Below are 9,835 nucleotides of genomic sequence, written 5' to 3'. Positions count from 1 at the left end.
ACCTTTGTGTCTGTCTTACAGACGATTCCACGTTTCCGGTATGCCCGCTCCAGCTGCTTCGACGACCACGGATCCTCGGCGGCGATCAGTCGGGGGAGTGCCTCGACGATCGTTACTTCGGCGCCGAACGAGCGCCAGAGGCTTGCGAACTCGACGCCGATGACACCGCCACCGAGTACCGTTGCGCTGGTGGGCACCCGGTCGAGTTCGAGTGCCTGGTCGCTGGTGACGATCCGTCGGCCGAGTTCGATGCCGGGGAGTTCCCGCGGATACGAGCCGGTGGCCAGAACGAGTGATGTTCCGGTGTAGCGGGTTCCGTCGACGTCGATGCTTCGCCCACCGACATACGTCCCGTATCCGTTGACGATGGTGATCTTGTGTTGCGCCAACAAGCCTTGCAGACCGCTGTACAGCCGCTCGACTGTCCCGTTCTTGTAGTCGTGCACCTGCGCGACGTCGATGCCGGCAAAAGATGCCCGGACACCGAATTGCTCACTGGTGCGTGCCGAATCGGCCACCTCGGCGGAATGCAGCAGTGCCTTGGTCGGGATGCATCCGCGGTGCAGGCACGTTCCGCCGACCTTGTCCGCTTCGATCAGCGTGACCGACAATCCGAGTTGAGCGGCGCGGATGGCGCAGGCATAGCCGCCCGATCCTCCACCGAGGATCACGACGTCGCTGTGGGGTTCTGCAGTTGTCATCAGAGCCTTCCCAGGACGCGGATCGGGTTCTCGATGTAGTCACCGAACAGCCTGAGGAATCCGCCGGCTTCGCCTCCGTCACAGACGCGGTGGTCGAAGCTCAACGAGATCTGAGTGACCTTACGAACCGTCAACTCGCCGTTCACGACCCACGGCTTGTCGATGATGCGTCCGATCCCCAGAATTGCCGCCTCGGGGTGATTGATGATCGGAGTCGATCCGTCGACCCCGAATACCCCGTAGTTGTTGAGCGTGAACGTGCCGCCGGTCAGGCGGGCGGGTTCGAGTTTGCCGTCGCGCGCAAGGTCGGTGGTCACCCGAAGTGCTTGTGCGAGTTCGACGGTGCTCAGGGCGTCCGCATTTCGAATGACCGGTACCATCAATCCCTTCGGTGTCTGCGCGGCGATCCCCAGGTGGGTGCGGGCGTGTCGAACGATCTCGCCTCGAGCAGTATCGACCGACGAGTTCAGTTCGGGGTACTGCGCCAACGCCGCGATGGTCAGCCGAGCCAGGAGCGCCATCAGGCTGATCTTGTCGGAATCGGGCAGTGACTTGTTGATCTCGGCTCGCGCCGCCAACAGTTCGGTGGCGTCGACGTCGACCCAGGTTGTTGCGTCAGGGATCTCGCGGCGGCTGGTGGACAGCTTGTCGGCAACTACCTTGCGTAGCCCCTTGATCGGAATTCTTTGGTCGGTCGCGTGTGACGTTTCCGTTTCCGGGCCGAAGTTTGCCCCGGCCTCGACGTCGGCGCGCGTGATGACTCCGCCGGCGCCCGATCCGGAAATCGTGGCTAGGTCGATACTGTTGTCAGAGGCCAGTTTACGAACAATCGGCGAGATCACACGTACCGACGGAGCAGCTCTGCGGCGGCGCAGAGGAGCATCCTCGCTGGTGCCGTAGCCGATCAGGACGTTGCCCGAACCGGCGCGTTCCTCTTCGCGGTAGCGCTCGTGGTTGGCCGAAACGACCGCGTCGACACTCTCGCCACCACTCACAGTGATCAACGGAGTGCCCACCTTCAGGGTGTCTCCGCCCTTGCCGTGTAGTTCGATCACGGTCCCGGCGAACGGGATGGGCACATCCACAGCAGCTTTCGCAGTTTCCACCTCGACGACGATCTGATCGATGGTGACCACGTCGCCGACCTTGACGTGCCACTCCGCGATGTCGGCCTCCGCCAGACCTTCACCCAGATCGGGGAGCATGAATACCTGATTGCTCATGCCGTCACCGCCCAACGGGTGTCGGGAGTGTCGTTCCACTGCAGACGGTCGACGGCGTCCAGGACACGGTCGACGCTGGGCAGGTGGTGACGCTCGAGCTTGGGAGCGGGGTAGGGGATGTCGAAGCCGCTGACCCGGAGCACCGGGGCATGGAGATGGTGGAAACACCGTTCCTGCACGCGGGCAGCAATTTCCGCACCCACACCGGCAAAACCCTGCGCTTCCTGGATGACGATGCAGCGTCCGGTCTTTCGCACCGATGCGGTGACCGTCTCGTCGTCGAACGGCACTATCGAGCGGATGTCGATCACCTCGATGTCCCGGCCCTCGGCTGCAGCGGCCTCGGCGGACCTCAGTGCAACATCCACGGACGGACCGTAGGCGATGAGCGTCGCGTCACGACCGGGGCGACGGACGACGGCGCGACCGATCGGCTCACGTGCGGTCAGTTCGACATCTGCTCGCGCGAAGTCCAGCTTCTTGGGCTCGAGGAAGATCACGGGGTCGGGGTCCTCGATTGCCGAACGTAGCAGCGAGTACGCATCTTCCACCGTGGACGGCGCCACAACCTTCAGTCCGGGTGTGTGCGCGTAGTAGCCCTCACTGGAATCACAGTGATGCTCCACCCCGCCGATACCGCCGGCAAAAGGAACACGAATGACTATCGGAATCGACAGCGCGCCCTTGGTGCGGTTGCGGATCTTCGCCACATGGGAGGCGATCTGCTCGAACGCCGGATAGGCAAACGCGTCGAACTGCATTTCCACGACCGGACGAAAACCGGCCATGGCCATGCCGATTGCGAATCCGATGATGCCGGACTCGGCGAGGGGAGTGTCGAAGCATCGGTCGTCGCCGAAGTCGCGGGTGAGGCCGTCGGTGACGCGGAAAACGCCGCCCAGGGTGCCGACGTCCTCACCGAAGACGACAACGTTGTCGTCCGCAGCCAGAGAGTCGCGTAGCGCGGTGTTGAGGGCCTGAGCCATCGTGAGCATGGGCATGGTCAGTGTCCCCCTGTGTCAGCGGCTTCGGCAGCAAGTTCGGTTTCGAGTTGGGCTTGTTGCTCACGCAATTGCGGTGTCTGCTCGGCGAAGACGTACCGGAACAGATCGAGCGGATCGTGCGGGCGGTCGACGTTCATGCCGGCGCGTAGTGTGGCGGCCTCTGCTTCTGCCTCTGCGGTCAGTGATTCCACGAACGCGTCGTCGATCAGATCGTGTGCGCGCAGATACTTTTCGAGACGCGGCAACGGATCTCGCCCGAGCCAGGCTTCCACCTCGGCGCTGTCGCGGTAGCGGGTGGCGTCGTCGGCATTGGTGTGTGCGTCGATGCGATAAGTGTGTGCCTCGACGATCACCGGCCCGTTTCCGCTGCGGACGAAGCGTGCCGCCTCGTCCATGACGGCCAGCATCGCAACGGGATCGTTGCCGTCGACCTGCTCGCTGCCGATCCCGTAGCCGACGCCCTTGTGCGCCAACGTCGGTGCTGCGCTTTGGCGCGACAGTGGCACGCTGATCGCAAATCCGTTGTTCTGCACCAGAAAGATCACCGGCGCCTTGAAGACGGCGGCGAAGTTCAGCGCCTCGTGGAAATCGCCCTCACTGGTGGCGCCGTCACCACAGAGCGCCAAGGCGACGGTGTTCAAGCCCCGTCGAGACTCCCCGTAGGCCACCCCCGCTGCATGCAGCAATTGCGTTGCCAGCGGGGTGCACTGCGGCGCACTGCGCAGTGCGACCGGGTCGTATCCGCAGTGCCAGTCGCCGGCGAGCATGCTCAGAATCTGCACCGGATCGACACCCCTGGCGGCCAACGCCATCGAATCCCGGTAGGTGGGGAAGAGCCAGTCACTCGGCTCCAGACTCATCGCTGCCGCGATCTGACATGCCTCCTGCCCTCGCGAGGACGGATACACGGCCAGGCGCCCCTGTTTGGTCAGCGCCGTAGCCTGCTGGTCGAAACGCCTGCCCAGGAACATCTTTCGATACATCGCGATCAGGCGATCGTCGCTCGGTTTTGCGTAGCGGGCCTCGCTGCGCGTCAGTTCTCCGGCAGGGTCGAGGTACTGCACCGCGGAATCGGCCGGCAGGAACTTCTGATACCGCAGTTCCCCCAAGGGCTCGACAAGTGTCACTTCTACCTCCAGAAGACGTTGTGTCCATCAGTATTCGCACTTCGGCGACGTAATGGCAGCAAGCGTCGAGGATTCAAGACAAACGGCCTATCATGAGGATTCGGGCAGCAATATGTCCATCAACCGACTCGACTACCGAACCAGGAATGGACAGATGGCCACCGAACCGCACGCTCTCGATGCGATCGACCGCCGCATCATCGCCGAACTGACCGCAGACAGTCGCATCTCCATGCGTGCACTGGCTGAAAAGGCGCACATATCCCGCGCTCACGCCTACGTCCGCATCGAAAGGCTCGAGGACGCCGGAATCATCACCGGATTCACGACGCGGATCGCCCACGAGAAGGCCGGACTCGGCTCCTCGGCATACGTGGCACTCTCGATCAGGCAGCACTCGTGGCGAGGTCTGGCGGCGTCCTTGAAGGCCCTGCCGTTTGTCGAGCACTTCTCCCTCCTCGGCGGCGACTTCGACGTTCTGGTGCTGGTCCGTGCCCCGGACAACCAGGAACTACGCCACACCGTTCTCGAAGAACTCCAGGGACTCGACGGGGTTCTCTCGACCAAAACGTGGCTGATCTTCGAAGAAGGCAACGGTCCGGGACCCAACTGGCTGCCCGCCTGATCCGTCTATAGTCGCCGTTAGCAGTTGCACACGGGAGGTGACTCGAATGACCCTGTACGGCCTGGGAATCGGTTGGCGCCCCGAGGTCTCCGGAATCATCGCGCAACTCGACGGCCTGGCGTTCTGCGAAGTCATTGCCGAATCCGTCGGAAACGAGATACCGCCGCACCTCGGCTCGCTGGGAGTTCCGGTGATTCCGCACGGAATCTCGCTCTCCCTTGGCGGGGCCGAGGCGGTAGATCAGGCACGGATCGATCACCTTGCGCATGCAGCTCAGCTACTGGGCGCTCCCTTGGCGAGCGAGCACATCGCATTCGTACGTGCAGGCGGCATCGAGGCCGGGCACCTGCTCCCACTTCCGCGCACCTACGAAGCCGTCGACGCCCTGGTACGCAACATCACCCGGACTCAGGACGGTCTACCGGTGCCGTTCGCCGTCGAAAACGTTGCCGCCCTGTTCGACTGGCCGGACGACGAGTTGACCGAAGGGGAGTTTCTCGCGGAGATCGTCGAGCGCACCGGAGCCCTGCTGGTTCTCGACATCGCGAACGTCTACGCCAACGCTCTCAATCGCGGGCGTGATCCGTGGACCGAACTGAGCCGGTTGCCGCTCGAACGAATCGCCTACTGCCACATCGCCGGTGGCAGTCTCGGCGACGGTAAATACCACGACACGCACACCGATCCGGTACCCGAAGCCGTGCTGGAACTACTCGCGCAATTCACCGCGGCCGGTCACCATCCCGCGATCATGCTCGAGCGAGACGGCAACTATCCGCCGGCAGTGGAATTGCTCGACGAGCTCGATGCCATCGCCGACGCAGCTGGTCTGGATCGCATCACCGCGGGCACCGATTGGTCAGGCACATGAGCACGCTCGGTGAGCGTCAAGAGGCGCTTATTCGCGCACTGGTGGCGGGTGGCGAACTACCCGAAGGCTTCGACAAAGACGATGCCGCCGTTGTCTCGGCGGCACTGCTCCGAAAGCGCGCAGGAGAAGTGGCGCACCACCTTCCGGTCGTGCGCCACACTCTCGGCGATCGTTATCTTCAGTTGTTCACAGCGTGGGCGGACGGACGGCCGAAGACGTCTTCGCGTTCGGATGCCCAGGCCTTTGTCGCCCATCTCCAGGACATCGGCGAGCTGCCTCGCCCGCCCTGGTATCAGAGGTTTCGAAAGCTCTCACGCAAGTGAGACAACAGCTTCGCTGGTGTACATGAGGAACGTCATCGATTCCTGGAAGTACAGCTCGACGGAGTTCGCATCGTGCGAGAGATAGCCGATGGACAGGTCCTGGCCGAGGTGCAATTCGTAGTCACCGCCACGCGTCGACAGCAGGAAAGCGCCGTCGATGGCCGGGGCCCAGATGATCTCGCCGTCGAGGACGCGTCGCAGGTGCTCGCGGATGGGGTAGCCGTGATCGGAGGTCTCGTTGATCGCGGTGAACGCATCTGCATTCAGGAGCAGTGAGTACGGTCCGTTGACACCGGCCAAGCGCAGCGACGTGATCGCCTGGCTGATGGCTTCCGGGTAGTCCTTGGCGTCGATGGGGAGCTTCAGTTCCGGGTTGGAACCGCTGGCCCGCACGCCGGTGATGCTGGCTGCGGGGTATCCCTCGAAGATGGCGCGGTCCTCGGCGAACGCGATCTGCTTGGCCGCGTCCTTGACGGGCTGCCAGTCGGAGTCCTTGGCGCCGCGTTCGACGTCGTCGATGGCCTGACGGCTGACGGTGAACGGGACCCGCAGTTCGATGATCGGCTGGGACTGACGAGCATGTGCGATGACGCCGTCGGCCAAGGGATTGATCGGCACCTGATGCCCGAGTGGGATGGCCGCGAGATCGTCACCCGACGGTCCCTCCACATCCACGACACGACGACCGGCGACGTGACGCTTGAAGGTACGGCTCGCCTCTTCTTCGATCTCGGCCCAGGCTGCTGCCGAAATGGGTGCTAGGTCGCGGTGCAGGTTTGTCATTGCTGGGCACTCCTTTTGAGGCTGCCGATTCCGAGAGAACCGTCAGAGATGGGCGCTGTGAACGTCGCTTCGGGAACGAGCCTGGTCGGTAAGTCCGGGGGATCGTCGAGAAAGTCCGCCGTCGGAACGAAGAAATTGATTCCGGTGACGGCGGTGGAGAAATCGAGAATGCGGTCGTAATTGCCGACGGGATTCCCGATGAACATGTTGGTGAGCATCTGCTCGGTGACCGTCGGCGACGCCGAGTAACCGATGAAATAGGTACCCATCTCAGCGGAGCCGACGTGGCCGAACGGCATGTTGTCGCGCAGAATCTGGATCTGCTCACCGGATTCGTCTTCGATGACGGTGAGTGCGGTGTGGGAGTTGGCCGGCTTGGTGTCGTCGTCCATCTCGAGATCTTCGAGCTTGGAGCGTCCGATGACGTTCTCCTGCTCCTCGACGGGCAGGGAGTTCCACTCCGACATGTCGTGGAGGTACTTCTGGACGATGACGTAACTGCTGCCTGCGAAATCCGGATCCTCGTCACCGACGGTGACCGCGACGTAAGCGGCCTGCCCGGACGGGTTCTCGGTACCGTCGACAAAACCCATGAGGTCGCGTTGCTCGAAATACTTGAACCCGTGGACCTCGTCGATCACCGACGCGGCCCCGGCCAACCTGTTGGTCACGACCGTGGCGAACTCGAAGCACAGGTCCATCTGACGGGCCCGGATGTGAAACAACAGATCGCCCGGCGTGCGCGGGGCGTGGTGTTTGTCACCGGTCAACTCGACGAACGGATGCAATTCCGCCGGCCGTGGACCGTCGAAAAGTCGATCCCACGCATCCGAACCGATGCCTACGACGGCAGCCAAGCCACCGGCGGGAACCCGGAATCCGATCGAGCGTTGCAGCCCGGAAATATCCGCCAGAACGTCGTGAACTGCCTGCTCACCACCCTCGTCGATGGTGAAAACCAGGAAGATCGCAGCTTCCGTGAGCGGGGTCAGCAACGGCTGCGGTATCGCGGGAAGGGCCACTTCGGCCTCGTCGATCTCACTCGTTTCCGCCATGCAGACCAGTATGGACGATTCCGGCAGTCCCGGCATCAGTAGTGGGTAAGTCGCGTCAGGGTGTCGCGTCAGGGGGTTGCGGCCTGGGCGCCCGCGTCGAAGCCGGCCGGAATCTCGAAGATCTTTCCGTCGAACCCGGCGCGGTAGAGATGCCCGGCCGCGAAACCGGAATTGCCACGCCCGTAGGTCAACACACTCGACGCTTGCAGTCCGCTGGTGAGCGAGCAGTACTGGCCGGGCCCGTCGATCCGCCACACCTCACCACTGATGTCCGTGGGAACAATTGCGCGATCTCGCGAGTCCAAGGTCAAACCATCTGGGGCAGAGAAGGTTTCGAAACCACCGAGATCGACCAACGACTCCGAATATCCCGGATTGTCGACGGAGATGCGGCTGACACCCGGGTTTGCGAACGTGCGCGAAACGTAGAGCCAGCGATTATCGGCGCTCAGGGCAGCGCCGTTTGCACTCGGGAAGGTTGCCCACGCCGGGTCGACGGAACCATTCGGGCTGACCTTTCCGATCAGCGAACCGAAATCGTTGGTGGCGTAGATCGTCCCGTCGTGCGCGACGGCAAGGCCGTTTGCAGCGCTCAGACCACCGGCTATCGGCGTCACGGCGCCCGAGTTCACGTCCACCCGCGCGACCGACGCAGCACGCGTCAGATCGCCGATCAGCACGCCGGCGTTTGCTCCGGTACCCACCAGCAGTGAACCGTCCGGGCTCCACGCGAGTGCGCCCGCACCGCCGGGAACCGTCGCGATCGGAACTGCGGCCTGACCAGGCCCGTCGACGCGGAAGATCCGCCCACTCACCAGGTCGGTCGTATACAGGCGCCCTTGCCCGTCCACCGTGACACCCTCGAGGGCCGCACCCGGAATCTGGGCGCTGAGTATGGCGGGTGACGATCCAGGGCAAGGCGGAGCGGCGGCGGCACCGGACACGCCCAGAGCCAGAAGCGAACCGGCAACAAGAGCACCGGTGATACCTACCCGAATACCGCGATCGAAGATCCTGGTGCGCATCTGCGCAACGCTAGACCTTCGGCCCGATTTCGCCTAGAGCGACCGAAGGAAAGAGATCAAAAGTTCATTGACCTCGGCAGCGTGTTCTTGTTGTACGAAGTGCCCCGCACCGCCGAGAAGATGTACACCCCGCAGGTCGGGGACGGTGTCCTTCATTCGGTCCAGTGCCTTGGGACCGCTCATCGCGATGACCGGGTCTTCCGCGCCCGCAACGAAGAGCGTCGGGACCTCGACGTGCGCGCCGTCCAGATCCGCGCTGCGCTCCCAATTGGCGTCATACGCTCGGTACCAGTTCAAGCCACCGGTGAAACCTGTTGCAGTAAAGGCCTTTACATAGACATCCAAATCATCCTCGGTGAGCCACGACCACGGCAACGCCGGCGCCTCGGGAAGTACGTCGAGATAGCCGTTTCCTTCGGACGGGTTCTTCCACACATCGAGGTACCGGTAAGCCCCGGACAAGGCGTGGAAGAGCCGCTGAAGGAATTCACGTGGACGGGCGTCGAGTTCGCGCTCCGCGACACCCGGTTCCTGAAAATAGTGAATGTGCAGAAAGTGCTTTCGCGCCAAGGCGGCGTAGATCGTCGAGGGCTTGGCCGGGAATCTGTCCGGCGCATAGGGAACCGCCAAGGAGACCAGTCCCGCAACGCGATCGGGGTGACGAAGCGCTGTCGTCCACGCGACCGGAGCGCCGAAATCGTGTCCGACGAATACCGCTTTGTCGATTCCGAGAGCGTCGAGTAGGTCGATCAGCCGGTTCGCGACGGCGTCGTTGGTGTAGTCCTCGATCGCGTCGGGGCAGGTAGTGCCGCCGTAACCGGGCATGTCGAGTGCAATCGACCGAAAACCCGCTTCCGCCAACGCTGCCGACTGATGGCGATAGCTGTATCCGAGGCCGGGAAAGCCGTGGCACATGACCACAGCCGTCCCGGAACCGGAATCGTCGATCTGCCAACAGAATCCGTCGACGTCGATCGTCTTGACCGTCATGTCAGGCGGTGATCATGTCTTCCTGGTTCCAGAATGCGCGCATCGACAGGATCTTTCCGTCGTCGTCGAAGGTCATGACGTCGATGGGTGCGATGGTCAGGGTCTGCT

The 9,835-nt window shown here is 63.0% G+C and carries 11 protein-coding genes and 1 pseudogene; 3 read left to right on the top strand and 9 right to left on the bottom strand.

The annotated features are described in order from the left end of the window. From RWT78_RS24585 to pdhA, 4 genes are all read right to left on the bottom strand, one after another. On the bottom strand, nucleotides 1-701 hold a 701-nt coding region (locus tag RWT78_RS24585; RefSeq protein WP_314681567.1), incomplete at its 3' end, for an FAD-dependent oxidoreductase. Then, complete coding sequence (locus RWT78_RS24580) at nucleotides 701-1,924, bottom strand: dihydrolipoamide acetyltransferase family protein (RefSeq protein WP_314681565.1); 1,224 nt, start codon at nucleotides 1,922-1,924, stop codon at nucleotides 701-703. The genes RWT78_RS24580 and RWT78_RS24585, both read right to left, overlap by 1 nt. Further along, on the bottom strand, nucleotides 1,921-2,925 hold the full coding sequence (locus tag RWT78_RS24575; RefSeq protein ID WP_314681563.1) for an alpha-ketoacid dehydrogenase subunit beta: 1,005 nt from the start codon (nucleotides 2,923-2,925) through the stop codon (nucleotides 1,921-1,923). Before RWT78_RS24575 ends, RWT78_RS24580 begins: the two co-directional genes overlap by 4 nt. 2 nt (nucleotides 2,926-2,927) lie before the next feature. Further along, a complete protein-coding gene (pdhA, locus tag RWT78_RS24570) occupies nucleotides 2,928-4,055 on the bottom strand; it encodes a pyruvate dehydrogenase (acetyl-transferring) E1 component subunit alpha (RefSeq protein ID WP_047272646.1) in 1,128 nt (375 codons plus the stop codon). Between the two features lie 154 nt (nucleotides 4,056-4,209). Here pdhA and RWT78_RS24565 point away from each other — a divergent pair, with 154 nt between their 5' ends. From RWT78_RS24565 to RWT78_RS24555, 3 genes are read left to right on the top strand one after another with little or no spacing between them, the layout of a single operon-like run. Beyond that, nucleotides 4,210-4,680 carry an Lrp/AsnC family transcriptional regulator gene (locus RWT78_RS24565; RefSeq protein WP_037130242.1) on the top strand — a complete coding sequence of 157 codons (471 nt, stop codon included), beginning with the start codon at nucleotides 4,210-4,212 and terminating at the stop codon, nucleotides 4,678-4,680. 46 nt (nucleotides 4,681-4,726) lie between these two features. Then, nucleotides 4,727-5,551, top strand: a complete 825-nt coding sequence (locus tag RWT78_RS24560) for a DUF692 domain-containing protein (protein ID WP_314681561.1) — start codon at nucleotides 4,727-4,729, stop codon at nucleotides 5,549-5,551. Continuing rightward, the gene (locus RWT78_RS24555; protein WP_314681560.1) at nucleotides 5,548-5,874 is read left to right on the top strand and encodes a hypothetical protein; all 327 of its coding nucleotides are present in this window, start codon (nucleotides 5,548-5,550) and stop codon (nucleotides 5,872-5,874) included. Before RWT78_RS24560 ends, RWT78_RS24555 begins: the two co-directional genes overlap by 4 nt. Here the strand turns inward: RWT78_RS24555 and RWT78_RS24550 are convergent. The 5 genes and pseudogenes from RWT78_RS24550 to RWT78_RS24530 form a co-directional block, all read right to left on the bottom strand. Then, nucleotides 5,863-6,657, bottom strand: a complete 795-nt coding sequence (locus RWT78_RS24550) for a family 1 encapsulin nanocompartment shell protein (protein WP_003942478.1) — start codon at nucleotides 6,655-6,657, stop codon at nucleotides 5,863-5,865. The genes RWT78_RS24555 and RWT78_RS24550 overlap by 12 nt on opposite strands. After that, entirely contained in the window at nucleotides 6,654-7,712 is a 1,059-nt protein-coding gene (locus tag RWT78_RS24545; RefSeq protein ID WP_042447536.1) for a Dyp-type peroxidase, read from the bottom strand. Before RWT78_RS24545 ends, RWT78_RS24550 begins: the two co-directional genes overlap by 4 nt. A gap of 68 nt (nucleotides 7,713-7,780) precedes the next feature. Continuing rightward, complete coding sequence (locus tag RWT78_RS24540; protein ID WP_007729077.1) at nucleotides 7,781-8,737, bottom strand: SMP-30/gluconolactonase/LRE family protein; 957 nt, start codon at nucleotides 8,735-8,737, stop codon at nucleotides 7,781-7,783. Between the two features lie 33 nt (nucleotides 8,738-8,770). After that, on the bottom strand, nucleotides 8,771-9,727 hold the full coding sequence (locus tag RWT78_RS24535; RefSeq protein ID WP_314681555.1) for an alpha/beta hydrolase: 957 nt from the start codon (nucleotides 9,725-9,727) through the stop codon (nucleotides 8,771-8,773). Between the two features lies 1 nt (nucleotide 9,728). Beyond that, a pseudogene (locus RWT78_RS24530) lies at nucleotides 9,729-9,835 on the bottom strand (steroid delta-isomerase); the annotation flags it as partial.

Source organism: uncultured Rhodococcus sp. (assembly GCF_963525155.1).
Lineage (GTDB): Bacteria > Actinomycetota > Actinomycetes > Mycobacteriales > Mycobacteriaceae > Rhodococcus_F > Rhodococcus_F qingshengii.
The sequence above is the reverse complement of the archived record's forward strand: the minus strand, read 5'-3'. Positions and strand labels throughout refer to the sequence as shown.